This window comes from Variovorax xiamenensis (assembly GCF_050916385.1).
In the GTDB taxonomy this organism is placed as follows: domain Bacteria; phylum Pseudomonadota; class Gammaproteobacteria; order Burkholderiales; family Burkholderiaceae_C; genus Variovorax.
This window is the reverse complement of the sequence record NZ_CP139038.1, coordinates 3,163,270-3,187,195: the sequence shown is the minus strand read 5'-3', so window position 1 is coordinate 3,187,195 and position 23,926 is coordinate 3,163,270. Positions and strand designations below refer to the sequence as shown.

Here is a 23,926-nt window from a genome sequence, read left to right as displayed (position 1 = left end):
CGCACATGCGATGAAGCGGGCATGTCAGGAACATTGCAGGCGCGTGACGCCGTTACAGCCCAAAGCCACCCGTGAAACGCCTGCAAACCGCTGGAGCCGGCTTCGTCGTCTAATGCGGTGGATTCGCGAAATGGAGTTCCACTCATGGCCACAACCGCCGCCAACGGCACCGACACCAGCCGCCTCCACCAGACCTTCCCGGTCCTCAGTGACACGGAGATTGCGCGCATTGCGCGCTTTGGCACCGTGCAGCAGTTCGCGCGCGGCACCCGGCTCTTCACCGCAGGCGAAACCGGCCCCGGCATGTTCGTGCTGCTGAAAGGCGTTGTAGCTGTCACGCAACGCGACGGGCTGGGTCATGTAGTGCCGATCGTGCGGCAAGGGCCCGGCGAATTCCTTGCCGAAGTCGGCCAGTTGAGCGGCCGCCCTGCCCTCGTCGACGGCCACGCCGACGAAGACGTGGAAGCATTGCTGGTATCGCCCGCGCAGCTTCGCGCCTTGCTGGTGGCCGAAGCCGACCTCGGCGAGCGCATCACCCGCGCGTTGATCCTGCGGCGCGTGGCGCTGATCGAATCTGGCGCCAGCGGGCCGGTCCTGATCGGCCAGCCGCATTCGCCCGACATGGCGCGGCTCGAGAACTTCCTGCGCCGCAACGGCTATCCATATCACCTGGTCGACGCAGCCCAGGACCCTGACGCCGCCGCGCTGCTCCACCAGTACGGCGCCTGTAAGCTGCTGGCGGTATGCCCTGACGGCTCGGTACTGGTCAACCCGAGCGACGATGCGCTGGCGCGCTGCCTCGGCATGGTCGACACGGCCGAGCGCAACGAGCTCTACGACGTGGCCGTCGTCGGTGCCGGGCCCGCTGGCCTGGCGACCGCGGTGTACGCGGCCTCCGAAGGCCTGCGCGTGATCGTGCTCGACTGCCGCGCATTCGGCGGCCAGGCCGGCGCCAGCGCGCGCATCGAGAACTACCTGGGTTTTCCCACCGGCATATCCGGGCAGGCGCTGGCGGGCCGCGCATTCGTGCAGGCCCAGAAATTCGGCGTCGAGATGCTCATTCCGGCCAAGGTCGTCTCGCTCGACTGCTCGCGCGAGAACTCGCTCGAAAGCCTCGCCATATCGCTGGCCGACGGCCGCACGATCCATGCGCGCACGGTGGTCATCGCCAGCGGTGCGCGCTATCGCCGCCCCGAGGTCCCGCGCCTTGCCGAATTCGAGGGCCGCGGCGTCTGGTACTGGGCATCGGCGATCGAGGCGAAGATCTGCGCGCAGCAGGAAGTGGCGCTGGTCGGCGGCGGCAACTCGGCCGGCCAGGCTGCGGTCTTCCTGTCGCGCCACGCGGCCAAGGTCAACGTGCTGGTGCGCGGGCCGTCGCTTGCCGCGAGCATGTCGCGCTATCTGATCGATCGGATCGAGGCGACGCCGAACATCTCACTGCAGCCGCACACCGAGCTCGTCCGGCTGCATGGCGGCTCCGACGAAGGTCTCACGGGCGCGACATGGCGCTGTCATACCTCTGGCAACGAGCATGACTGCGCGGCGCGCAACATCTTTCTCTTCGTGGGCGCGGAGCCGGAGACCTCATGGCTCGAAGGCTGCGGCGTGGCCGTTGACAAACACGGCTTCGTGTTGACCGGGGACGCCGCCAGCCGCGGCTTTCCGGCCCGGCCATCCGCTGCGCTCGAATCGAGCGTGCCGGGCGTGTTCGCAGTGGGCGATGTGCGCTCCGGCTCGGTCAAGCGCGTGGGCGGCGCCATTGGCGAAGGCGCGGCGGCGGTCGCGCTGATTCACCAGCACCTGTCGCAGGCCTCGGCCGTGGCCTGAAGCGCGCATCGGCCCAACCACCACAAACCAGAAGGAGCTCCAGTTTGCCCATCAAACCCTGCGACCACGTTCCCACCGATATCGCGCAGCCCCACGCACAGCAACAGCGTGGCTGCGAAGACTGCTTGAAGACCGGCGACACCTGGGTCCACCTGCGCCTGTGCGTGCACTGCGGACACATCGGCTGCTGCGATTCGTCTAAGAATCGTCACGCCACGCGGCATTCGCACGCCGAAGGCCACCCCGTCATCCGGTCGCTCGAACCCGGCGAAAGCTGGATGTGGTGCAACCTGCACGAGAAGCAAGTCGGCTGAGATTTCCTGGAATTCCGCCAGCCAGATTGCGAATTCCCGCGCCGGCACGCGCTTGAATTTGCACGTATATGCTGCCGGGCTCCCATCGAACGCGCATAAACATCTCATCACCGGAGTGCCAGACAACATGCCCGCATCGCCCATCGAGGTCTATTCGTGGCCCACGCCGAACGGCCACAAGATTCACATCATGCTGGAGGAGTGCGGACTGCCGTATCACGCGCACCCCGTGAACATCGGCAAGGGCGACCAGTTCGCGCCCGATTTCCTGCAGATCAGCCCCAACAACAAGATCCCCGCCATCACCGACCCCGACGGTCCGGACGGCAAGCCGATCTCGCTCTTCGAATCGGGTGCCATCCTCGTCTACCTCGCGGGCAAGACCGGCAAGTTCCTGCCCACCGGCGACCGTGAGCGCTACGACGTGCTGCAGTGGCTGATGTTCCAGATGGGCGGCGTCGGCCCCATGCTCGGCCAGGCGCATCATTTCCGCATCTACGCCCCCGAGAAGATCGCCTATGCCATCGATCGCTACAGCAACGAAGCCAAGCGCCTCTACGGCGTGATCGACAAGCAGCTGTCGAAGAACAAGTTCATCGCCGGCAAGAGCTACTCGATTGCCGACATCGCCATCTTCCCGTGGCTGCGCAGCTGGGAAAACCAGGGCATCACCCTCACCGACTTCCCCCGTCTGAAGGACTGGTTCGACGGCATCGCCGCACGCCCGGCCGTGCAGCGCGGCGTGAAAGTGCTGGCCGATCTGCGCCAGCCGATCACCGGCGACAAGGAGCGGGAGATCCTTTTTGGCAAGACTCAATACGAGAAACGCTGAAGGCCCCTTTATCCGGGCTAGAATAGAAGGCTTGTCGGGGTGTAGCGCAGCCTGGTAGCGCATCTGGTTTGGGACCAGAGGGTCGAAGGTTCGAATCCTTTCGCCCCGACCACAAAAATCGAAGAGCACACAGTCGTCCACCGGCTGTGTGCTTTTTTCGTTTGGCGCCTCGACGCTCGCCATGGAACTGCCCCGCACCGCGAATCAGGACGCGGAACTCGGTAGAATCCGCCGCTGCCGCTTGAGAGCAATCGCGCTCAAGTCATTGATTTTCCTGGCTTCTCTTCGGCCCGGAATCTGCCCGTAGCTCAGTTGGATAGAGCACCTGCCTTCTAAGCAGGTTGTCGGGGGTTCGATCCCCTCCGGGCAGGCCAATCCAGTCCTCCACGAAGCCCCACAAGGCACCACGAGCACCCACTTTCCCCCTGTAGAAGCCCCTCTTTTCGCTCCACGAGCATTCACGATGAACCGGTGAGATTCATCAATTTTGGGGGAACAAACGGGGGAACGGGTACAGTTTCGGCCTCTGTCGTCGAATTTGTTCCCCCATGCTCACCGACACCGCCTGCAAAAAGACCATCTGCCCCACCGACAAGCTGCGACTGCGCCTCGCCGACTCCGGCGGCCTCTACTTGCAGATCGAACCAAGCGGCTCGAGGCGTTGGTTCTGGAAGTACCGCTTCGACGGGAAGGAAAAGCGCCTGGCACTAGGCAGCTACCCCGAGGTGACGCTCAAAGCCGCGCGCACCGGTCGAGACGATGCCCGCAAGATCCAGCAGCAAGGCATCGACCCGGCACAGCGCCGACAACTGGAGAAGCTCGAGCGCAAGGTCGATACAGACGCCAGCTTTGAGGCTGTGGCGCGCGAATATCACAAGACCAAGCGCTCGGCCTGGAGTCCGCGCTACGCCGACCGGTGGATCTCGATCATGGAGAAGGACGCCTTCCCCTGGCTCGGCAGCCTGCCCCTCTCCATCATCACGGCTCCGATGCTGCTCCAGGTACTGCGCCGCGTTGAGGCCCGCGGCGCGCACGAGACAGCGCACACACTGCGCCAGTGGTGCGGCCAGGTCTTTCGCCATGGCATCGCCACCGGCCGGTGCACCATCAACCCGGCGCCCGACCTGCAGGGGGCGCTCGTGCCCGTGCAGGTGAAGCACATGGCCGCCGTGCTGGAGCCTGTGAAGGCCGGCGAACTCATGCGCGCTATCGCCGCCTACGCAGGCCAGCCTGCCACGCGCGCGGCGCTCAATCTCTCCGCCCTTCTCTTCCAGCGACCCGGCAATATTCGCCAGATGCGCTGGGAGAACGTCGATCTCGAGAGGGCTCTGTGGACGATCCCAGCGGCTGACATGAAGCGAACGAAGGCGGCCAAAGTCAACGGCCGGCCGCACCTGGTGCCATTGCCCACGCAGGCCGTACAGATCCTCGAAGACCTGAAGCCGCTCACGGGACACGGCCAGTACGCGTTCCCCAGTCTCCTAACCGGCGAACGGCCAATGAGCAACAACACCGTGAACACTGCGCTGCGCCGCATGGGCTTCGACAACACCGAGATGACAGCGCACGGCTTCCGCGCGATGGCGCGCACGATCATGGTCGAGCAGATGGACGTCGAGCCCGACGTGATCGAAGCGCAGCTCGCACACGGCAAGAGCGGGCCGCTGGGTGCCGCGTATGACCGAGCGGAGTTCGTGGTGAAGCGCCGCAAGATGATGCAGCTGTGGGCCAACCACCTCGACGAGCTGCGCCAAGGCGCAAAGATCCTAGCGTTCAAGGCGGCGTAGCTGTCTTGACGTGATGGGCTCAAAAGTGAGCCCATCGGCCTGCGGCTCTTCAATCCTGCTTCTTCTTTCGAGTGAGCTTTCGCTTGCTCAGATGCTCAAGCAACCCCTCAACGTTCGGCTGACTGCGCGGGTCGAATCCAGGCAAGGTGACAGCCGGCCCGATGCGCCCGCTTAGCACCCATTCAATATGGGACCGCACGACGAGAGGTTTCCCGTTTGGCTTCTCGTTGACCACAACGCCCAGTGACCTGAGAAAGCGCTTCTGAGCTGCAGAAGACTTCAAGGGCTCACAGATCTCCACGATCTCAGCGTCCGTGAGGAACATGGGCAGCGTCATGACTGACCAACCTTTGCACCTGGACCAGCGGCTTCAATCCACTTGTTGTACTCCTCGGGATTGATGTAGAGATTGCCGTCCGGGCCCTTGCGGCACTGCACGCCGTCGGTCCAGAGCCGCTTACGGCGGCGGGCGTGCACGGCGTTGGGGGTGTCGCCGGTGGTCTCGCAGTGCTTGCTCAACCTCACCCACCGGTACCGTGACTCGTTCGTGCTGCGCAATACCAAATCGGGCACCTTTCGATTGCGCGCCGCCGTTGACTCACGCTCGCCGCGGCTCATTTCCTCAAATGTCCGCAGCAGAGCGGCTGCGAACAGATCTACGACCGTGTCTTTGGCTTTCGGCATTCGAAGTCCCCTTCTCTCTGAAGTATGAAGGCGGAGTCATCGAAATCTCTACAAGCCGCAGCGAAAGCGCGTAGCGCAGCAGCAGCCTTTTCCAGGCTGCTCAGTTTCTGCGCATCGATCTCAACAGTCGTCCACCGGTAGGCGCAGGCATCGCAGTTGCGAAGGCGCGTGATCTTGGAGTCGCTGGTGCGCGTGTGCAAGACGCGTTGTTCGGCACTGCTGCAGGCTGGGCATTGCATGGTGCCGTGATGATGTCAGTTCGACCGTTGCGCCACCAGACGCTCGGCTTTACATCAAGTCTCCCTGATACTCGAGCGACCATGCGCAAAGAACGCTCACCAATCGTTTCCATCAGACCAATATTTCTTGCACGATCCGACGCAGCAGCGTTCCTCTCCATTTCTGAGAGCACACTCGACGCCTTGAGGGCACGCGGAGATCTTCCCAGACCTCGCAAGCTCAGTGCTGGGCGCACGGCATGGCTGGTTGAAGATCTTGAGATTTGGGCCCGTGAGCGACCCGAATCTGACATCCTGCCGCCCGAGAACAGTGGCTACGGCCGCCGGGGTAAGGGCTAGGACAAGATGAACTTCCCGCCAATCTATGTGACCGATGAGGAGATAGCGGTGATCTGCGCACCGCTTACGCAAGCAAGTGCTCGACAGAAGTTCTTGAAGAGCCTCGGCATGCGCTCGGCCAGGCGACCTGATGGCGGAATACTATTGGCTCGGAGCGAATTCGAAAGAGTGCTTGGCGCCCCTCCTGGCACAACACCGGAACAACCGAAGAAGCAAGCTAACTTGAGCTTTTTCGGACCTGCGCGCGGCAGGTAACCGTCCATCCATGGAGAGGTAGCTATGCGATACGTAGTGAAGATCGAGCCGGACGGCAAAGGCTTCATGGCCTCGTTCCCCGAGATCCCCGAGGCCCTGACCGGGGGAGACTCGCGCGAGGAAGCGCTGGAGATGGCCAAGGACGCGCTGATCACGGCGCTGGACTTCTACTTCGACGACAAGCGGGCAGTTCCCCTGCCCCGCAAGCCGAAGAAGGGAGAGGAGTTCGTCGAGCTCCCGGCCAGCCTCTGGGCCAAGGTGCTGCTGCTCAACGAGATGGTGCAGCAGAAGGTTCGGCCAGCCGATCTCGCGCGGATGTTGGGCACCAGCGCGCAGGAGGTGAACCGTCTCGTGAACCTGAAGCACACCACCAAGGTGGACAGCATCCAGGAGGCGCTGAGCGCGCTGGGGAAGCGACTTGATGTCGCGGTGTCGTAGACGATTTTGAGGTAGCCGGAATAAACTTCGCCGTAGCCCTCAATCGCCGCGCGCCTCTCACTCAATAACCTCGGACAGCAGCCACTTGCCGTCGACGCCGGGCCTCGGAATCTCACCGCGGCGCACGCGGTAGGTGATCGTGTGGCTCGTGACACCCAGGCGCTCGCACATCTCGGCGCGTGTGAGACGCAGGCCACGCACGCGCACGATCTGCACGAGGGTGGTCTCGATGCGCGCCAGCCGAAGAAGGATCTCGTGTCTGACGTCGGTACTGCAATGGTCCTTGTCCATACGCCCCTTCGACGATGAGCGCTCGCCACTCCGCACACGGTTGCCGCGCCACCGCTCCAGCTCAGCCTGTTCTCGGAGAGCGCGTGATGCTAGCGCAAGGATGGCAAGTCTTCCATTTGAATCACCGTCAGCTGCCCCCGCGGAACAGCACGGGCGGCGAGGTAGCGACCTGCGGCTTCGGAGATTTCATGCGCGTTCGACTCGAATGCATCAAGATAGTCGCTCTCCTTCATTTGGTGACCTTTCACGAGGTCCGCAAGGGACTCAGTGCCGACAAGGAATTCGCCGGTTCCATGCTCGTTCGTCGCATCAAACACGACGCCTCGCGCGCGCTGGCTGTTCTCCCATCGAAAGTTGGTGATCGCAGTTTCCAAGACGCTCTCCTGCAGTTGAGCGGCACAGTATCACTCCCCTCAATCCTCTAGGTCGAACTGCTCCTGCAGCGTGCGGATGATCCTCGCGATGTCGGCGCGGTGCGTGCCGCGGTCGGTCATGACGCGAACCGTCCAGTTCGGCTCGCCGGCCTCCCACGGTTCGTCCCACACCACGCCGCCGCGGTGCACGTCGGTAAACTGGCCGCGCAGATCGGGGATCGCCTCGATGCGCTCTATCAGCAGCTGCTGCAACTGCTTGGCGGTGCGGGTGGGCTTTGTCATCTAGGCTGCCGTCGCGTACTTCTGCATCTCTGCGCGCGCTGCTTTCAAATAATTCAGTGCAGAGTGCAGGTTGTTCTTAGTACCCAAGTAGTGCGCAAGGATCTCTGTATCCGAAAGAGTCGTCAGTGTTGGTGCCGACACAACGAAATCAAGCCCGACAAGAACTCGCTTTATTGCAGCCACCCCATTTGCCATTGTTGCAGCCGCGGCGGGCACTGCACTTGCCAACAAGAGCATCTGATCCTCTGTCGGCAATTCGGCTTTAGCGAAGAGCGTTTGCACAAACACTCCCCTTTCGACGGCCGTGGGACGACTCGGATGGGAGTGCTCATCAATTACTGCCATGACTGTTGCGATCAACATGTGCAGCTTGGAATCTATGGCCGCTCCCACGACCATCACTGTCGCGCGAGCAGTCGCACGTGCCGCAACCTGTTCCGTTCTCCGCTGCCAAAGCGCAATGCCGATAGCGGCCAATATCGCAGCCACAGAAAAGATGGCTTGAACCCATGCGGACCATTCACCTTTCTGCATACATGCCCACCACGGATCGGCCCACGGCCACCAACGGTGTATCCAAAAAATGCAGTAGTCAGGGGCCACTGTAGGCATTGTCCATCTCCTCGTTATGTGGGGATGGTAGCTCGGAGGACCCGACGTGTCTGAACGCATCGTCTGCCAGTTTTCCTGCGGCGCGGCCTCGGCCGTGACCACGCTACAGCCTCAACATTTCTTCCTTGCGCTGTTCGTACATGGCTGGGTCCAGCGTCTGAATTGCCTTGGCCAGGCTGAGCTGAAAGTCGGAGCAGATTCTTCGAAGGTCCTCAAGCCGGGTCCGATTCAACCGGTAGAAGCCATCACCTTGCTGTGGAGCGACCGAGTACAGCTGCGCCAACTCGTCCGCTGCGCGCCGCAGGCACAAGTAGGTATCCAGTTGGCCGTGCAAGGCCACATCGGCGAAGGGCAGCTTATCCAGAGTTCCCGCCAAGGTCTGAAACTCGCGGGCAAGGTCCCAGTAAAAAACTGGATTCTTTTCGTGGTCGAGCTGGAAGTTCGCGAACAAATTTGTGCGGGCCAACTGGGCTGCGATGTATTGAAGCATCGCAACGATCCCAACGGCAGCGCGGCGCGTCTGCTTCTCTGCCTCTTGGTCAGCTCGCTTCAGTTCGAGTCGGTGCTGCAAAAGCACCACCCCAGCGCTGGCCAAGATCGCCAGCACCGAGAACACCGCCTGTACCCAGGACGCCAGTCCACTGTTCTCGCTCGTCCATTTGACGACGGCCGACCAGCCAGCCACAAGCGCGATGAACGCAGCGCTGAGAGACCACAAGACCAGCGTTTTCCATCCGTTCATTTTCCCAATCCTCACTTTTCGAAGGCGGCAGTATGAACCTCCTCGACACCTCCCCCGACCGCGTACGCGCGGAGCAGCTGCAGCGCCTGCAGATGGAGGCCCAGGACGGCGGACTACGCGACCTAGTTGGCCGGCTTCTGGTGGGTCGGGCCGAATGGATAGGCCAGCAGTGGCAGCTGATCGAGGCGAATCGTGATGGAGTCAGCCATGTCATCGGGACCGTCGTCGGGATGGTCTAAGCGGTGTCGGCTCTCGACCAGCACGTCACCTTCCTCCAGTTCGAAGCCGTAGCCGGCCGCGATCGCATCGAAGCAGAGACCGCCGTGTCGCTCCATGAGGGCGACGTTGCGCAGCTGGAAACCGCCCCAGTGGCCATCGTCGTCGGCAGACGACTCGACCGCCTGCAACCCGACAGCCGCCGCTGCGGCCAGCGCTCGCGCACGCTGGGCATCATGCGACCAATCGAAAACCTGGGTCCAGTCCAACGCCCGCAAGCGGCGCACCACCTCGCCACGCGACAGTGTGACCGGTGCACCCGGGTCGGCCTGGCGCCGGCGCACATTGGCCGGAATCTCGACCGATGCTCGAGCGGCTTCCTGTTCGGCGTCGTCTGCGAACACCTTCTTCGTCGACGCGTGCCAACGTTCGCCCTTGTACGACGCTTCGAAGTCGATCAGGTTGCCGACCAGGACCAGCTGCCCGCGGTCCTTCCAGATCGTCACGGACTTGCGCGACACGCCGCACCGCCGCGCGTGCTCGGCCTGCGTGATCAGTTCCTTCGTCATGTGTTACCTCGTCTTGTTACCTGAGCGCCGACTGCGGCGTTACCTTGTTACCTGTTACCTTCTTTTGAACCTCAGAGCCGGTCGAGAAACGCGGCGCGCAATGCCCGCATTTCCTTAGGCCGGCCGAAGGACCCGTTGATGCCCTGGGCAGGGTCGCCGGCGCCAATGCCCTCCGAGGCCGCCCCCGGAGCGGGGGCACCTTGGCAACCAACCCGATTTCGTCGGGGGAGTGGATTTGGGACTCGCTCAAAGATAGTCGCAAGGGGGTGACCAAAGTGACACCCCTTGCCGCGACGCGGCACACGGACGGCGGGCGTGCCCTGGTGGTGGGCAGATGGCACGCCATCGGCCGGCAGCCCGCATGAAGCCTCACTTTGCGGCGGTGGGCGGCTGCGCAGGAACTTGCCCCTGTGTCCGTGCCGCCTCTGCTGCCAGCGCTCCATGCATCCGCGTTGCGCCTGTCTGGCCCACCAGTGGAGCGGCCGGGTGGGCGCCAATGCGCGGGTTGCGATCGGCACGCGCCTGGTTGCGACTGTCCACGGTTGCCGCGGCGGGCGTGTTCTCCAGCAGCGCAATCCCTTCCTTGCGTGTCATCCTGCTGGTGAACGCGATGCTCTTGGCCAGCGCTGGGCTTCTCAGCCCAGCGGCGCAATTGACGATGGCTTCGCATCGTGCACGTTCCCGATCGCGGGCGGCCGCCATTGCACCCGATCCATGCATCTCCTCGTCTTCATCGGCGGGCCGACGCGCAGCAGACACGGGAGAGGTGGATGTCGCCTTCGTCACTGCAGGCGGCCGAGCGGGCGCTGCTGCGCGTTCCGGCGACGCCAGCGGTGCAGCAGGCTTCTTGCCGAAGCCGAACAGGTGCGCCCAGCGAAAGCTCGACAGCACCTTGTCCGCAGTCGATCCGCGCCGGCGCGCTGCGGCGCTGAGTGCGGCCTTGAAGCTGAAAGCCGGTTTTTTCATGGTCAGCCCTCTGTTTGGTGCCGCCACGGTTATGCCGCCACCGTGTCGACGGGCAGCCCGCTCGCTTCCGAGGCGCGCTGAACCAGGGCGGCGTGCTTGTCCTCACGAGCCTTGGATTCGGCGGCCACGAGCTCGCCAGCTTCGTCGTACAGCATCTCGAGCTGAAGCAGGATGTCGTTGGTCACGACACCTTCGTGGCGATCCGAGTGCTCGACGGTCACCAAGCCGTTGACGGCGGTGCCCAGCCATACGGGGAAGCCACGCGATGCTGCGAGCGACTTCATGCGACTGAAGACCTCGCTGTCGACTGGAGCATCCACGTGTGCTGCGATGTTGCCGGGTCCGGCGGTCAGCGCCGAATTGAGTGCGATGAATTTCACTTTGACAATCTCCTTCTCTTGCAGGATTCCGATCTGGTCGAGGTGCTGATAACGCTCAGACCGGCACCTGGGGCCACTGCACGGTGCCAGGGAACCCGGTCTGCTGCTCGATGCGATTGAGCTTCACCCGATACTGTTTCCAGGCAGTGAGGGCCGCCTTCTCGGCGTCTGTGGCGTCATCGAGATCCGTCGCGTCCTGCAGAGGCGCGATGCGCAGCGCTGCGATGGAAAGCAAGGCGTCGCGCTGTGCGAGCACCTCTGCGGCGGTGGGCGGCGGAGGTGCGGGCGGTTGAGGTGGCGGCCCGAAGTCCGACCCGTCGTAACTGTCGCCTTGCGCAACCGTTGCCCCCGCCGGGATCGCGACCAAGGTGGCGAGGATCTCTGGCGTGAAGCGCCGCTCGATGGGGACCTCACCCGGCTTGAACTCTTCGTGAAGGCGCTGCTGCTCGATCTGCGCCTCGGTGAGCTCGGCGCCCTCTTCGAGCTCGGGCGCCTTGGGCCGATCAGCCTCGGTGGTGAAGTAGGCGGCAATCACCTCCATCACGAGGCCAGTCTGAATCCTTGCGTAATCTGTCATGTTGTGCGCTCCTTATGCGTACTCGTCGATGATGATGAGGCCGGCTCCGCCAGCGCCGCCCTGCGCGCCCGTGGCATTGCTGCCTTGAACAACACCACCACTGCCGCCGCAGCCCCTGGTGTTGGAGGTGTTCCCGCCGCTAGTGCCAGATGTCCACGGTGCGCCGGCGCCAAGATAGGAAAGGCCGCCATCTCCGCCGATGCCACCACCGGCCGAATAGGTTGCGAAGCGCCCGAGGCCGCCGACACCATTGATGTCGCCAGTCGAACCGATGCCGCCACCGCCTGAGCCTTGGAACGTCACATTGCTGGCCGTGATCGCTACACCGAACGATCCACCAGCACCGCCTGTTGCCGACAGCAGGGCGCCAAACGAAGATGAGCCGCCACTGCCACCGGCCCCGGAACCCAGAATGCCGCCAGCACCTGCTGCCCCGACAGTCATGGTCTGACCAGTGGCTTGTGCAATGGTGAGGCGCCGACGCGCCCACCCACCTCCACCGCCTCCGGCCCCCGCCGACATTTGCCCGGCGCCCGTTGGCGCATTTCCGCCACCACCCCCACCACCAGCGATAACCGTGACATCGAGGAAATTGGTTCCCGCCGTAGCCGAATAGGTGCCGTTCGATGTGATGATCTGCCGATTGATCCAGCGCCCGGTTGCCTGGCCGAACTGGATGGCGTGCTGGCTCATCGTGGCCGGCCCCACCTGCAGCGCTGCACCTGTGCACTCGAGGAGGACGAACGCGGACAGCGTGCTGTTGTAGACCACCATGCACCGGCCGTTGGCAACGATCTCGCCACCTTGCAGCGCGGAATGGGCAGCGCCCACCACAGGAGTAGCGCCCAGCCCGTTGACGTTCAGCGTGGTAGCGCCTGTGTTGGCGAACTTCGCCTTGACCCACAACACCATGCCGTCGGTCAAAGCGGCCACGGCCGGCGTGAACGTCACCGCCATGGTGTTCGCGGTGCCGGTGTCGATCGCATAGATCAACCCGTTGGACCGCATGGCAAGCAAGATCTGGTTGTAGGCGGTCTTGCTGGGCGTGATGCCGGCCGCGGCGCAGATGTTCAGCAGCTCCTGCTGCAGCGCGTTGAGCCAAGATGCACGAACATAGGTGGCCGCCAGGCCAAGCGCCGGATTCCCTTCGGTGAAGAAGCCAGGAGTGCCGGCGGCCTCGGGGGTCGGCAAGACCGCTACCGCGGTGGGATCATCGATTGCGAACATGCGAGCTCCCTTCTATTCAGTTCGTTTCTTCGGAGGTCGGGGCCGCGACTTCAGGCGCCGGCGATGCCAGCGGCTCGCCGACGCGCAAAGATCCGACGCGCGCGAGATGGAGCGATGCGGAAGTCTCGGAACCGGCATTGGTAGAGGCGCCGGTCTTGGCCTCTGCAGGCGAATCACCTGCACCGGGGTTACTGGATTCGGTCATGTGCACTCCTTCGTGCGTAGATTGGATTCAAGGGGTCTCCCCATCTCGCAGGGGAGTACGCGGCCAACGCTCGACCGACCACCGGTGAGAAACAAATGCGGTCGACGTTGACTGCCGGTGTTGCATGGCGTCCACCGCCGGCTGGGACCCGAGCAGGAACCTCGGCCGCCGCCTTTTCTCAACGACTGACGTTCCATGCTTTTCATTGCTGTGCGGGATCTGCCGCGGGTGCGTGCGTGCCGCCCTGACGTACTTCGACGCCCTTGCGAACGTACGGGCCCGGCCTGCGTGCCAACGGCACGTATTCGGGGTAGACCTTCCCGTTCACAGCGGCTTGGCGGATGGGAGCGATCAGAGACTGGATCTCCGTGGCCTCGGGCCCCAAGCCTTGCGATGGCTCGAGAAGATTCGCGCCTGCGTTGTACCAACCGCCGTTCACCCGCTGGCGCATGAATCCGCTCGGACGGGGAACATAGGCCGCATCGGTGAAGTCGCGCATCGTCGGCCCGCCAATGGCGTGCGCCTTTTCGATGGTCACAGCCAGTTGCTTTGCAGCCGCCTCAACTTCAGGTGTGAGGGCTTCTGCCGCGGCGTTGCTCCACAGGCCCAGTTCGACATCCAACTCCTGCGCGCGGAGGCGCACGGCTTCGTGGAGCTTCGGTCCTTCCACCTCGAGAGCAGCGATGCGCGCGCGCAAGCGACGGAGTTCGCGCTCCTTGGCACCGAGGTCGGTATCCAAGCGAAGAGCCGCCTTGTCCAGCGCCTTCACTTCGTCGCCGTCGGCAAGCGCCAAGGCTGCTTCCGCAGTCGCCCGCTCCGAAGTGAGCTGCTCCACTTCAGTTTCGAGAACTTTGATTTGCGAGGCAGTGAGGCTGAGCTGGTTGTCGAGCCGTTTGCACAGGGCAGCGGCTTCCGAGACCGCAGTGCTCGCCTTCTGCAAATCGGAGGTGACCGCGTACGGAGATCTGGCGAAGTCTTGTTTCATGGAGATTCCCTTCTAGGTGATGGTGAGGTTTAGACAGAGGGCCCAGAGTTGTTCGGACCCGTCTGCACACCCGAGTGCGTCTCTGTGTGGTCGATGCGATGTCCGTCCGAAGTAATCGTGCTGCCGGTGTAGGTGGTCGTGCAGCTCTGGTAGTTGGACGTCACGGTGTTGAAGTTGATCGTGCCGTTGTTCATCGTGGCGATCGGCAGGCCGATGCCGCCGGTCACGCCACCGATCGTCATCTGCATCGACTGCAGCAGCTGCGTCGCCTCGACGCGCGGTGTCTCGAAACGGATGAAGTTGTCCGCCCGGATGGTCACCGAAGGCGTGTTGTGGAAGAGGATGGGTAGACCGGCGCCGTCGACCTCGATGCCCGTCCGCTTCAGCCAGATCGATTGCCCCTGGTCGTCATAGATCGCGACCTCACCCGGCTTCAGGTTCTTGAGGCGCGCTGACTCGTCGTTGGTGCCGACGATCACGCCGTTGGAGCGGTCGCCCGCCACGAAGATCAGCAATGCCTGGCAACCCGGCTTCGGCATCGACGTGAAGCCGTACTCGACGACACGCGCAGTGTTGTCGCGCACATCGTTGCCGGTCAGCTTCACCTGGTGCATCTGCACGAGGCCACTGTCGTTGCCCGTGGTGATGCGGCCAACGCCGAGAGCCATCTGCAGCCGGCGCCAGATCTTCTCGAGCGCCGTGGTTTGCGGTGTGTTCATCGCTTTGACTCCTCGATCGCCTTGGCCAGATCGTTCGGGAACGGCTGGTAGTTGAAGGGCTGTGGGATGAACGAGTCGGGGTGCATCAGCACGATGTGCGCGTGCGTGCCACCGGGGTTGCGAATGAAGGAGACCTCGCTGAGAAGCCAGGTCACTGGCTCCAACTTCAGACGCGGAAGCGCAACCGTTGCCAAGGTGTTGGGCGTCCAGAGCTTTCCTTCGGAGTCGCGCCAGCTGTCCGCGATCACGTGCACAGCGGCAGACCGACCGACACGACGCACCATCTCCCACTTCGCGCGTCGAATGGCGATATCGAAACCACCGTCATTGGTGTCGGCGACAAGAAACTTGGGCCGATACCGCGGCACGCCCGGATCCTGAACATCGGTGATGAGGTTCGCCTCGTTGCCGGAGTCGCCGAACGCAAGCATCTTCACGCGGAAAGCACCGTAGTCGGAGAAGCGTTGATCCATCGTGTAGGCAATGCCAGCTGCTTCGACGTTCTCGCCTTCGGCGAATCCGCTGGCAGCCTTGGTCTTTCCGACACCCGACAACACCATGTTTCCTTGTGGGTCGTCGTACATCAGCAAACCGCGCAGGCGCGCCATCGGCTCAAGCACGTCGAACGGCGTGTCGCCGACATTCAGGTTCGTCTGCGGGATGACAGCGCCCACATCATCGAGCGCGTTGACCGAGATTCCGAACGGCTCGCACAGCGTCTTCGCGATGGTCAGCACGGTTCCGTTCATCAACTGCGAGCCGGGCCACACTGCTGCGCAGTCCACCACGTCCTGGCACTTGCTCCGCCCGACAAGCCGGACCGTGTGCTCAGTCGGGGTGAACTCCGGGATGTAGCGGTCCACGTAGCCGGTCAGCACCAGGTCATCGCCCAGCAGGATCTCGCATGGCTGGCCAGGTTTTGCGACAACATCCACGGTTCCGGGAAAGCGCTCGGTCATCGCCAACTCGAAGTCGCTGACAAGGCGCTCAACACCGCGGGTCACGCGAATCTCCTGCCAACCCGAAAGCTCCATACCGTCGAGCTTGATGGTGAGGTCGTCCGGTGCGCTCACGACTGGCCTCCGGGCATCATGCTCATGCCGACAGGCGATTGGCCCAGGCCCCGTACGGCCTTGACCGTCATGCCGCGTGGCAGACCTTCGAACACCAGCCGGATAGGCTCTTTCGAGTTGCCGTCGCTGCCGCTGCGGGTGGTGCTCAGGGCGTCTGCAATGGCCTTCGCGATCATTTCAGGGCTGTACGGGTTCTGGCCGTTCTCGTGCTTCGTGATGGCCGAGATCAGCGGCGCCAGCACCTTCGGGTCCTTGAGATCGAGCGCCTCGTCCGGCTTGAAACCGGTCTGCTTGGACACGGCGGCGACGTAGGCGGGCACGTTGTTGCCATCGCTCGAAGGCGCCCAGCGGCTCACGATCTTCGACACCGTGTTGATCGCGTACTTGTCCTGGTACGCCATCAGGTTCTTCGCCATCGCCGTGATGCCGAGCTCGGGTGTCTCGAAGGTCGCAAAACGCCCACCGGGGCCGCCCTCCTTCGTGGCACCGACCTGGCCAGCGTAGTTCAGGTTGCCAGGGTTGTTGTTGCGGATGCCGCGGGGTTGGATGAAGCCACGCCCAGCACCTGCAGGACTTTCCGTGCCAGCACCACTGCCGCCCGCCGAAGGCGCCGCAGCGGGCGCGCTGCCGGGCTCGGTGATCTTGCCGGTTGCTATCCGGGCGCTCGCCGTCCGCGTGGGCGCGCCCCAGAAGGTAGTGAACCAGTCGTAGAGGACGCCGCCCACCGCATTCGTCGGACGCGCTCCGGGCAAGATCTTCGCCTCCTGCTCGATCTTGGCGTTCTCGACCTTCTTCTTCTCGTCCGACTTCGCAACGGACTGGGCCCACTTGTCCGCTTGCTCTGCGACGCGATCGAGCTGGACGTACTTCGCGATGATGTTTCCCAGCGAGATGCCGATGCTGTCGACCGCGGTCTTGGTCTCGTTCCAGCTGTCGGCCTGCTTCTTGTTCTGCTTGACCAGCTCATCGCCCATGACGTAGCCGAGTTGGCGCGCCTTGCCCATCAGCGAGACCATGGCCCCCTCGCCCTCCCGCAGCAAGGTGAGGGTGTCCTGCAGGCCGAGGATGTCCACGGCCTTGCGCTGCATGTTCGGATCCTTCAACCGCCCCACACTATTCGCGATGCGGCGCAGCGCGTCATCGACATCGACGGCCCCGTCCTTGGTCTTCTTCACGCTGATGCCGAACTGGTCGAGCAGCGCCTGGGCTTGCGGATTGCGGCCCGCCGCTGCATCCGTCAGCGTCGCGGCCAGCGAGCCCAAGCTCGAATCCATGGCTTCGGTCGACAGGCCTGCCAACTTGGCCGCGCCGCGGTACTCCTGCAGGCGCTCTGTCGACATGCCCAGGCTTCGCGCCGTGCGTTCGATGTCGAAGCCGAGCTGCCCCATCTTCACGCCCACCGCAGCCGCGGCACCGCCGGCGACTACGGTGCCCGCGGCAAAGGCGCCGAACGGCCCCCCGACCATCCCCAGCGAAGAGGCGATGCGCGCGGTGCCGCCGAGCACAGAGCTCTCTGCGATCCCGAAGGACGCGCCGAGGTTGGTGACGCCGGCGCCGATCTTCTGAAGCGCCCACAGCGGCTTCGCGACGAGATCGTTCTTCCCTAGCGCATCGAAGAATGCGCCGGCCGAGCGCTTGGCCTGCTCGTAGGGTCGGAAGGCCTTGCCGATCCTGTCATTGACCCGGTTGATCACCTGCGTGGCCTTGTCGACCGCAGTGATCCGGATGTTGAACGTAGTGTCAGCCACGTGTGGCCTCCTTCATCATTCGTTGGGCTTGGCTGTTCCACCAGTGCAGTTCGCTCCACGTCAGGCCCCACGCGTCGCGCGGGCCCCAGCCGTAGAACCTGGTCAGCTCAGCAACGACGTCTCGCCAGTTGTCGGGACGGCCTTGCTGAAGCTGTCCAAAAAATCGCCCGCCTCCTGGAAGTCGCGCTGGCACAAGCCTTCCGCCACGCGGCGCGGCACCTTGCCGACGATGGAGATCAGGTTGATGACCGAGCCGATGCTCGATGTGGCAGTCGACGAGGCTTTCTCGATCTCGCCGGCCACGGGCTCCCGCAGTTCCAGCTTGTCGTAGACGATGTCGCCCAGGGTGACGGGCTTGCGCAGGGGGATGGTCTTTTCGGTGTCCATTTGGATTTCCTGGTTGTGCCGGCATGCCGGAATGGCGCGCGCCGACTGGCGCTTGACGAGAAGAGGTGATGTCCGGACGCGGGGTCATGCGCGGCGCTACAGTCACTGCATGAACAGCGAAACACGCCTCGTGAAGGTCGAGGCCAATCTGGTTGACGGCAGCTACGTGGAATGGACCGTGCCGCTGACCATCCTGGCGAAACACGACCGACTGGTGCACGAGGGCTTGAAGGGCAAGGCCCTGATCCACGAGCTGCTGACCGACGACTGGGGCGCGCCGCCGACACGGGTGACCCTGAGCTGCCCAGGTGTCGACGGCAAGCTGATCGAGATCGTGATCCCCTACAGCTGATCTGAACCACGCGCTCATGCACGGCTCCCGCGGTGGCTGGGCCAGGTCATTGGCACGACGCGCGCACCTTGGCGAAGTCGGTCAAAACTCCGCTCGCCCAGCGTGGCCTTGATCTCCAGCCAGGTGAGGTTCGACACGAGAGCTGTCGGGCGCTCCAGCCGGTAGCGCAGATCGATCACATCGAAGAGCTGGACCGTCTCGCTCTCCGAGCCGAAGCCCACGCCCACCTCGTCGATCACGAGCAAGGCCAAGGACGCGAGACTATCGAGCACCTCTTCCTCGGTCTGCTCGGCTTGCTTGTTGCCCCAACTGGCGCGCAGCATCTTCACGATCTCGCGGGCGCTGTAGATGGCCGCCGAGAGGCCGCGCTCGCGGATGACGTAGTTCACCATCGCACTGGCCAGATGCGTCTTACCGGTTCCCGGTGGCCCAAGCAACCAGGGCACGTCGCCGCGCTCCTCGCTCTTCTCCACCAGCGCGCGGCAAGCCGCCACCGCTTCAAGTTGGGCGGGCAGCGATGCGGTGAAGTTGTCGAACGTGGCGCGTAGTGGCCAACCGAACAGGCCGCTATGCCGCAAGCACTCGTCGCGGTATTCCTCGCGCTTCACACGTGCTCGATACGCATCGCCGGCAGTCTCGCACTGTGCGCATCGCCGCATCCAGTTGGCCCGATAGTCGTAGGTCCCATGCTCAGGGCACACTTCGTCCGGGCGCAGCGCATCACTCGGGGATTGAGCCATCGGGCGCTCCTTCGTAGTTGCGGTGAGCGAAGCCGTGGTGGCGGCCTTCCTTCGCCTTGGCTTCCGCAATCAGCGGTGCGAAGGCGTTGAAGTTCGACTGCGCGCGGTCGGCCAGCCGCGCCTGGGTAGCCGTCGTCTGGCGCCCCGTCACCCACTCGGTGCGCAACTTCTCGGCGTCGGCGAGAAGCATCCCGACCGAGTGCCCCTTTGCGACGTAGAACTGGTTGTTGCTTCGGACGTAGAACGCCGCGACCGCAGGGGCCTCGTCGACCGGCAGCTTGCTCAGGAACTGCGAGAGCAAGGCATTGACCTTGGCGTTGCGCAGCGGCCCGACGCCATAGCGCGCTGCGTACGCCGAGCTGTAGGCCTCCCAGACGTCGGCGGTTTTGGGTTTTTCCTGCTCAGCAGCTTTCGGCTTCGAAGGCTTTGCAGGGCGTGCCGCCGGAGGTGCGTCAGCACTGAGGCGGAAAGCATCGTCTCCGGCACCTTCGACTCGACTCCCTTCCACTCCAATACCTTCGACTCCAATACCTTCCACTCCGGGGTGGAACGTTCCGGGAGCATTCGACGAACACTCTTCGAAAGGTTCCGGAGAGTTTGGCGAGAGGTCAGTGACTGGTGCCGGCGCACTCGGTGAGGCCTCCGAGACCGGTCCAGTAGCCAATGGTGAAGCCTCTCCGAATTTCGGATGCTTGTAGTTGGGCTTGTCGATACGCTGGTGGCGTTGCCAGCCGGTGACGTGCCAGTACTGCTTGCCGCCGGCTTCGTAGATCACGAGCAGGCCCTGCTCGAGCATCTCGTCCACCAGTGCCTGTACCTGTGTCGAGGTCAGGTCGTCAGACGGAAAGACCTCTGCCTTCAGCGTCTTCGCGGAGGCCGGGTGGTTGCCACCGTCATCGCAGAAGATCCAAAGCCCCTGGAATGCGAAGCGCGCGGAGATGCTCAAGTTCATCACCTGCTCCGAGGTGTAGAACTCCGGCTTCGTGGTGCGGATACGCGCCATCAGCGAGCGCCCTCCAAGAGGCTCGAGCCAGAGGCAAGACGCTGCTCATCAGGAATGCCCGCCCGTTTCCGCAATACGATGGGAGCTCCTACACCACCATCGCCGGAAAGGGCGGACATGACCGAAGAACAGCTCCGCACGATCGTCTCGCTCATCTCGGGCACCCAAGCTGCTGTCGTGCATCTATGCAACGTGCTCGACGCGAAAGGGATCGCCACGAAAGAAGAGCTCGCAAGTTCCTTCGAAGCCACTGCAGAAGTGTTTCCCGATCCTTTGGGAGCGATACCGTTGAGACACATCGCGTCCGGCATTCGGAACAGCAGCACTCCCGAGGCGACAGCAGAGCTTGACCGCGTGCTTGCGCGAATGCGGCCACCATCTCCGCCCTCTGCTGGTTAACCAGAGAGCGGTCGAACTCGCTTCTGCTCACCCCAAGCGGAAGCTCGGTGCATTGGAAGGATGCGCTCATGCCGCACCTGCCCTTTCGCGCAGCCAACTCGTCACATCTCCCGCGCGCCAGCGCGTGCAGCGGGTGCCGTCCTTGATTGGCTGGGGGAAGTTGGCCGTGGCCATCTTCCTTCGGATCGTCGACTCGCCCAGGCCGGTAATGGTCTTGACAACCTCGATACGAAGGAGCGCATCCGGGATCTGCGCTGCCGCGATGGACTGGGCCGCCGGGACACGCGGCTTGGATGTAGCGGCGGTCACCGCGGCACCTCCTGGCCTGTTGCCGTCGTGCCCCCGAGTGTGTCTACGAAGGCAAGCAACCTGTCTCGGTCGTAGAGCGTCACGCGCGGGGTCGGTCGACTCGGCTTTGGAAAGCCGGGCCGCTCTTTTTCCCAGCGAAGCAATGTCGCCTTGCTGACGCCGCACAAGCTGCTGGCGACGCTCGGGCGCAGCTTCTGGGATGTCGACTGATGCATCTGTTCACTCCGTATCGCCGCAGGGCGCGGCAGGAGCGAACGATAAAAAGTACAGGGCGATTTCGGGGTCAATTGCCTATCGAAATAGGCAGATGCCCGAAGATTCCTTATTTCATGCGGGTTGCCAGCGCATCAGGAATCTCTTTCAGCTTATTCTCGATCGTTGTTTCTCCAAGACTGACCCCTATCTGCGCAGCAGCAGCCTGTATGAGATTTGCCGTCTTCGAAGACTTTGCGAAGTCCAACTTGGCTTCATTGCACAGCACAGCGATGATCGCGAGAAGGGTGTTTCGCTCCTTGTTGCCAAGAGGTCTACTAGAGGTAACGGGTCGGCCGCTGGAGATTTGACTCTGCAGATGGGCAATGTGTAGGTCCTTGGCGCGCAACTCGGCTCGCAACACCGTGACGTCATCGAGCGCAGAGGCTACGCTTGACGAGTACGTAGCGTGGCGAAATTGGGCTCTTCTTTCGGCCCTGTTATCTGAATCAAACTGGCGAGCTTCGGCAGAATCTTCCAACACTCGATTCAGGTAGTCGCCAGGAGGTTGACCGTGGCTTTCCAGGCATTCGATCAGGTCCTTGATATCGACAAAGGTGCGATCAGGCAGGGGCCGCGAAGTGGCCATATCTCGCCCAAATACCTCTGCCGGTAGGTGTCCCCCCTCGATTGATCGAAGCAACATTGCAAGAACTCTCTCTTGCGTGGGGGCGATCCCTTTCCGAACGGCGGGTTCATCAGCATCCTGAAAACCGAAGTCGCCCAAAGGAAACTCTGGGATCCGATCAGACGACCACGAATCGAGCGCTCCCAACAGCGCCGCATCCTCGAGGTTGTAGTGATCTCGACCACAGTCGGGTAGCCGCAGGTAGTCCCATCCACCATAGTCGGGTTCGGAAACGTAAACATGAGAACTCGCGGCCGGTGCCGGAGCGAGGAAGTCATCGTCAGTCATATGTGCCTTGTGCTAAGCCTTAGCTCCTCAGTTACTGCCACGCCCTCAGGCGCGGCACGGGTCACGCCAGTGCCACCCGGCGCGGCAAGCTCACAGGTCTATCTGAATCGACTCAGTTGACCGCCCTTGCGTCTTCGGAACGCGAGCCGCAACGGCGCGTAGTGCGCCTCAGCCGCTCGTTCGTCGTCACCGTAGTCTGCAACCACCACACCGTCAACGCAGACCCAGAATGGCTCTCGGAGACTGCGGGCAAGAAGGCATGGCGATCCGTCGCGGTTCGTGACAGCACTGCCGACTGCGAAAGGCGCTTGGATCTTTGTCGATGTCCGCTTAGGCATTGCTCCGGCCCTCCAGGTAGTCGCTGCCGGCCGCCACTGCGAGTTCGTTGATGAGACCGCGCAGCGAACCGATCAGCCTTCCATCGGCGAGCATGCCCTCAATCACTGAGAAAATGTTCCTCGGCAGGATTTCGTCATCCTTTGCACAGCATTGAGTACCTGCAAACGCGATGCTGAAGGCCTTGTCCTGCTCATCTCGAAGCTCATTTAAGACCTCGAGCGCATGTTCGTGAACCTGTGCCGCAGGGCGCGACGGCGGGTTGTTGGGCGTGGCGGTGCCTTGCCCGATAATCTTCGTAGCCATGATGTGCTGTTCCTTCAAATGGTTGCACGTTGCGGTTAGAGCGGCTGGGGTGTTCCACCACCCTGGCCGTTCGCTTTTTTGCCTCAGATCGGCCAACGAGAACCTCCGTTGGCCCCGCCCTGAGCCGCGGCGGTCATTCCTTCAGCGTTGGCTCTTTCGCGCGGTCGATCGCCTTCGATAGCCAAGCGTTGCCGAGCCGGCGCAGTTTGGCCCACCGCTCAGGCGTCAGGCGCACCGAGCCATTCACCTTGCGTTCGTCCTCTGGCAGCGGGGGGCGGCCCATCTTGGCCAGCGCTTCACGTTCGGTTTTCGTCATGGGACTTACTGTAATGAAAAAAGTCCGCGCAATGCAGACTTTTTGTAATGAAATAAGTAACGATTTACCCTAACGACGTATTGCTCTGCCCCCCTTAGGCCTGCGTTAGATCGATGCAGCCATTGAAGTGTCTGATGCCATCAGTCCTGATCATGACGGATACGCCGCCGCCAGGGGTGGCCCGGCGATGGACCACCTCCAAGCACCTGGGCCGCTCGCTCCATCGCCGAAAGCGTTGGAATGCTCGCAAGGTCTGTCGCGTGCTGCGAGGGACTGCCGTCGCTTCGTCTCTCGCCGGACTGGCTTTCGATGAACGGCACATCGAGCGCCCCGCGCATAACCGCGGCCAGTTGCACCTCGACGCGCAGGGAGTCAATGATGCGATCGGTCAGCGCGCATTTCAGGCGTATGCGGTCTATGTCGGCGTCCGAGGGCGCACCATTCAAGGTGTCCAACTCAGCGAACAGCGCTGCGCGCAGATCGGCGATGTTCTTCATCACGAAGCCTTGTCTTCAATTGGCGGTTTAGGGTGAGTAGTTCGCGCACCTCGGCGGGAAGAAGTCGATAGTCCTGACCAAGACTGGCGTAATAGCTCAGCGGCCGCTGCACGCTCAACTCAGACCTCGCTCGAACCCTGATTGCCGGAACGGTACGTCCCAGCGCTGCCGCAATTTCTCTCAGTGTGTCCGTCTGCCAAGCCCACAGCAAATACATCTCCTCAGCTTCAGTCCACTTCCGGAATGAGCCCGACTGCCCAGAGAGACGAAGATCCTTAATCTTGTACCGAACGGCCTCTCTCGACTTGCCGAGTTGATCTGCAATCTGCTGATTGGCAACGATTCGGTGATTCTTCGCCAGGAAGGCCTCTTCTTCGTCTGTCCAGCTGCGCGTAGCACCACGGGAACCACGAAGACCAAGGGAGTATCGCT

Annotated in this window: 33 protein-coding genes and 2 tRNA genes; 9 read left to right on the top strand and 26 right to left on the bottom strand. The window is 62.9% G+C overall.

Annotation, left to right across the window (positions count from 1 at the left end; all coding sequences use genetic code 11):
• Positions 1-144 precede the first annotated feature (144 nt).
• The 6 genes from SFB74_RS14480 to SFB74_RS14455 all read left to right on the top strand — a co-directional run bounded on the left by SFB74_RS14480 (position 145) and on the right by SFB74_RS14455 (position 4,760).
• On the top strand, positions 145-1,827 hold the full coding sequence (locus tag SFB74_RS14480) for an FAD-dependent oxidoreductase (RefSeq protein ID WP_432731480.1): 1,683 nt from the start codon (positions 145-147) through the stop codon (positions 1,825-1,827).
• Between the two features lie 44 nt (positions 1,828-1,871).
• Positions 1,872-2,141, top strand: a complete 270-nt coding sequence (locus SFB74_RS14475; RefSeq protein ID WP_432731479.1) for a UBP-type zinc finger domain-containing protein — start codon at positions 1,872-1,874, stop codon at positions 2,139-2,141.
• A 127-nt stretch (positions 2,142-2,268) separates the two neighbouring features.
• Complete coding sequence (locus SFB74_RS14470; RefSeq protein ID WP_432731478.1) at positions 2,269-2,973, top strand: glutathione binding-like protein; 705 nt, start codon at positions 2,269-2,271, stop codon at positions 2,971-2,973.
• A 35-nt stretch (positions 2,974-3,008) separates the two neighbouring features.
• Positions 3,009-3,085 (top strand) — tRNA-Pro (locus SFB74_RS14465).
• Between the two features lie 185 nt (positions 3,086-3,270).
• Positions 3,271-3,347: transfer RNA gene (locus SFB74_RS14460), tRNA-Arg, on the top strand.
• Between the two features lie 174 nt (positions 3,348-3,521).
• Positions 3,522-4,760 (top strand): tyrosine-type recombinase/integrase, encoded by a 1,239-nt coding sequence (locus SFB74_RS14455; RefSeq protein ID WP_432731477.1) that lies wholly within the window; start codon positions 3,522-3,524, stop codon positions 4,758-4,760.
• A 49-nt stretch (positions 4,761-4,809) separates the two neighbouring features.
• On the opposite strand, the gene SFB74_RS14450 is transcribed toward SFB74_RS14455, so the two are convergent.
• Genes SFB74_RS14450 through SFB74_RS14440 form a run of 3 tightly spaced genes read right to left on the bottom strand, consistent with a single transcriptional unit; the run spans position 4,810 to position 5,683 of the window.
• A complete protein-coding gene (locus SFB74_RS14450; RefSeq protein ID WP_432731476.1) occupies positions 4,810-5,097 on the bottom strand; it encodes a DUF4224 domain-containing protein in 288 nt (95 codons plus the stop codon).
• Positions 5,094-5,444 (bottom strand): hypothetical protein, encoded by a 351-nt coding sequence (locus tag SFB74_RS14445; protein WP_432731475.1) that lies wholly within the window; start codon positions 5,442-5,444, stop codon positions 5,094-5,096. The genes SFB74_RS14450 and SFB74_RS14445 overlap by 4 nt, the downstream gene beginning before the upstream one ends.
• Positions 5,417-5,683 carry a hypothetical protein gene (locus SFB74_RS14440; protein WP_432731474.1) on the bottom strand — a complete coding sequence of 89 codons (267 nt, stop codon included), beginning with the start codon at positions 5,681-5,683 and terminating at the stop codon, positions 5,417-5,419. The genes SFB74_RS14445 and SFB74_RS14440 overlap by 28 nt, the downstream gene beginning before the upstream one ends.
• Before the next feature lie 618 nt (positions 5,684-6,301).
• Between SFB74_RS14440 and SFB74_RS14435 the strand changes: the two genes are divergently transcribed.
• Positions 6,302-6,715: a type II toxin-antitoxin system HicB family antitoxin gene (locus SFB74_RS14435; RefSeq protein ID WP_432731473.1), complete on the top strand. Its 414-nt coding sequence runs from the start codon at positions 6,302-6,304 to the stop codon at positions 6,713-6,715.
• A 57-nt stretch (positions 6,716-6,772) separates the two neighbouring features.
• On the opposite strand, the gene SFB74_RS14430 is transcribed toward SFB74_RS14435, so the two are convergent.
• The 16 genes from SFB74_RS14430 to SFB74_RS14355 all read right to left on the bottom strand — a co-directional run bounded on the left by SFB74_RS14430 (position 6,773) and on the right by SFB74_RS14355 (position 18,068).
• On the bottom strand, positions 6,773-7,006 hold the full coding sequence (locus SFB74_RS14430) for a hypothetical protein (protein ID WP_432731472.1): 234 nt from the start codon (positions 7,004-7,006) through the stop codon (positions 6,773-6,775).
• Between the two features lie 89 nt (positions 7,007-7,095).
• A complete protein-coding gene (locus SFB74_RS14425; protein WP_432731471.1) occupies positions 7,096-7,380 on the bottom strand; it encodes a DUF1488 family protein in 285 nt (94 codons plus the stop codon).
• 39 nt (positions 7,381-7,419) lie between these two features.
• Positions 7,420-7,662, bottom strand: a complete 243-nt coding sequence (locus SFB74_RS14420) for a hypothetical protein (protein WP_432731470.1) — start codon at positions 7,660-7,662, stop codon at positions 7,420-7,422.
• Complete coding sequence (locus SFB74_RS14415) at positions 7,663-8,274, bottom strand: hypothetical protein (RefSeq protein WP_432731469.1); 612 nt, start codon at positions 8,272-8,274, stop codon at positions 7,663-7,665.
• 103 nt (positions 8,275-8,377) lie between these two features.
• Positions 8,378-9,016, bottom strand: coding sequence for a hypothetical protein (locus tag SFB74_RS14410; RefSeq protein ID WP_432731468.1), 639 nt, complete (start codon positions 9,014-9,016; stop codon positions 8,378-8,380).
• 122 nt (positions 9,017-9,138) lie between these two features.
• Positions 9,139-9,801, bottom strand: a complete 663-nt coding sequence (locus SFB74_RS14405) for a hypothetical protein (RefSeq protein ID WP_432731467.1) — start codon at positions 9,799-9,801, stop codon at positions 9,139-9,141.
• A 369-nt stretch (positions 9,802-10,170) separates the two neighbouring features.
• Positions 10,171-10,767, bottom strand: a complete 597-nt coding sequence (locus SFB74_RS14400; protein WP_432731466.1) for a hypothetical protein — start codon at positions 10,765-10,767, stop codon at positions 10,171-10,173.
• 29 nt (positions 10,768-10,796) lie between these two features.
• Positions 10,797-11,147: a hypothetical protein gene (locus SFB74_RS14395; protein ID WP_432731465.1), complete on the bottom strand. Its 351-nt coding sequence runs from the start codon at positions 11,145-11,147 to the stop codon at positions 10,797-10,799.
• Between the two features lie 55 nt (positions 11,148-11,202).
• A complete protein-coding gene (locus SFB74_RS14390) occupies positions 11,203-11,724 on the bottom strand; it encodes a tail fiber assembly protein (RefSeq protein WP_432731464.1) in 522 nt (173 codons plus the stop codon).
• A gap of 12 nt (positions 11,725-11,736) precedes the next feature.
• A complete protein-coding gene (locus tag SFB74_RS14385) occupies positions 11,737-12,951 on the bottom strand; it encodes a hypothetical protein (protein WP_432731463.1) in 1,215 nt (404 codons plus the stop codon).
• A gap of 16 nt (positions 12,952-12,967) precedes the next feature.
• Positions 12,968-13,156 carry a hypothetical protein gene (locus SFB74_RS14380; protein ID WP_432731462.1) on the bottom strand — a complete coding sequence of 63 codons (189 nt, stop codon included), beginning with the start codon at positions 13,154-13,156 and terminating at the stop codon, positions 12,968-12,970.
• Between the two features lie 202 nt (positions 13,157-13,358).
• Positions 13,359-14,141, bottom strand: a complete 783-nt coding sequence (locus SFB74_RS14375; protein ID WP_432731461.1) for a hypothetical protein — start codon at positions 14,139-14,141, stop codon at positions 13,359-13,361.
• Positions 14,142-14,170: 29 nt separating this feature from the next.
• Positions 14,171-14,860 (bottom strand): phage baseplate assembly protein V, encoded by a 690-nt coding sequence (locus SFB74_RS14370; protein ID WP_432731460.1) that lies wholly within the window; start codon positions 14,858-14,860, stop codon positions 14,171-14,173.
• A complete protein-coding gene (locus SFB74_RS14365; RefSeq protein WP_432731459.1) occupies positions 14,857-15,933 on the bottom strand; it encodes a phage baseplate assembly protein in 1,077 nt (358 codons plus the stop codon). Before SFB74_RS14365 ends, SFB74_RS14370 begins: the two co-directional genes overlap by 4 nt.
• Entirely contained in the window at positions 15,930-17,681 is a 1,752-nt protein-coding gene (locus tag SFB74_RS14360) for a hypothetical protein (RefSeq protein WP_432731458.1), read from the bottom strand. The genes SFB74_RS14365 and SFB74_RS14360 overlap by 4 nt, the downstream gene beginning before the upstream one ends.
• 102 nt (positions 17,682-17,783) lie before the next feature.
• Entirely contained in the window at positions 17,784-18,068 is a 285-nt protein-coding gene (locus tag SFB74_RS14355) for a phage tail assembly protein (protein ID WP_432731457.1), read from the bottom strand.
• Between the two features lie 109 nt (positions 18,069-18,177).
• Between SFB74_RS14355 and SFB74_RS14350 the strand changes: the two genes are divergently transcribed.
• Complete coding sequence (locus tag SFB74_RS14350; protein WP_432731456.1) at positions 18,178-18,420, top strand: hypothetical protein; 243 nt, start codon at positions 18,178-18,180, stop codon at positions 18,418-18,420.
• Between the two features lie 14 nt (positions 18,421-18,434).
• On the opposite strand, the gene SFB74_RS14345 is transcribed toward SFB74_RS14350, so the two are convergent.
• Both SFB74_RS14345 and SFB74_RS14340 read right to left on the bottom strand, forming a co-directional pair.
• Entirely contained in the window at positions 18,435-19,160 is a 726-nt protein-coding gene (locus SFB74_RS14345; RefSeq protein WP_432731455.1) for an ATP-binding protein, read from the bottom strand.
• Entirely contained in the window at positions 19,141-20,163 is a 1,023-nt protein-coding gene (locus SFB74_RS14340; protein ID WP_432731453.1) for a hypothetical protein, read from the bottom strand. Before SFB74_RS14340 ends, SFB74_RS14345 begins: the two co-directional genes overlap by 20 nt.
• Positions 20,164-20,280: 117 nt before the next feature.
• On the opposite strand from SFB74_RS14340, the gene SFB74_RS14335 reads away from it, so the two are divergent.
• Positions 20,281-20,562, top strand: a complete 282-nt coding sequence (locus SFB74_RS14335; protein ID WP_432731452.1) for a hypothetical protein — start codon at positions 20,281-20,283, stop codon at positions 20,560-20,562.
• A 66-nt stretch (positions 20,563-20,628) separates the two neighbouring features.
• Here the strand turns inward: SFB74_RS14335 and SFB74_RS14330 are convergent, their stop codons facing one another.
• From SFB74_RS14330 to SFB74_RS14310, 5 genes are all read right to left on the bottom strand, one after another.
• On the bottom strand, positions 20,629-20,871 hold the full coding sequence (locus tag SFB74_RS14330; RefSeq protein WP_432731451.1) for a helix-turn-helix transcriptional regulator: 243 nt from the start codon (positions 20,869-20,871) through the stop codon (positions 20,629-20,631).
• Between the two features lie 322 nt (positions 20,872-21,193).
• A complete protein-coding gene (locus SFB74_RS14325; RefSeq protein ID WP_432731450.1) occupies positions 21,194-22,039 on the bottom strand; it encodes a hypothetical protein in 846 nt (281 codons plus the stop codon).
• A gap of 330 nt (positions 22,040-22,369) precedes the next feature.
• Positions 22,370-22,681, bottom strand: a complete 312-nt coding sequence (locus SFB74_RS14320; RefSeq protein WP_432731449.1) for a hypothetical protein — start codon at positions 22,679-22,681, stop codon at positions 22,370-22,372.
• Positions 22,682-22,814: 133 nt separating this feature from the next.
• Positions 22,815-22,997, bottom strand: a complete 183-nt coding sequence (locus SFB74_RS14315) for a hypothetical protein (RefSeq protein ID WP_184602914.1) — start codon at positions 22,995-22,997, stop codon at positions 22,815-22,817.
• A 140-nt stretch (positions 22,998-23,137) separates the two neighbouring features.
• Positions 23,138-23,494: a hypothetical protein gene (locus SFB74_RS14310; protein WP_432731448.1), complete on the bottom strand. Its 357-nt coding sequence runs from the start codon at positions 23,492-23,494 to the stop codon at positions 23,138-23,140.
• Positions 23,495-23,926 lie beyond the last annotated feature (432 nt).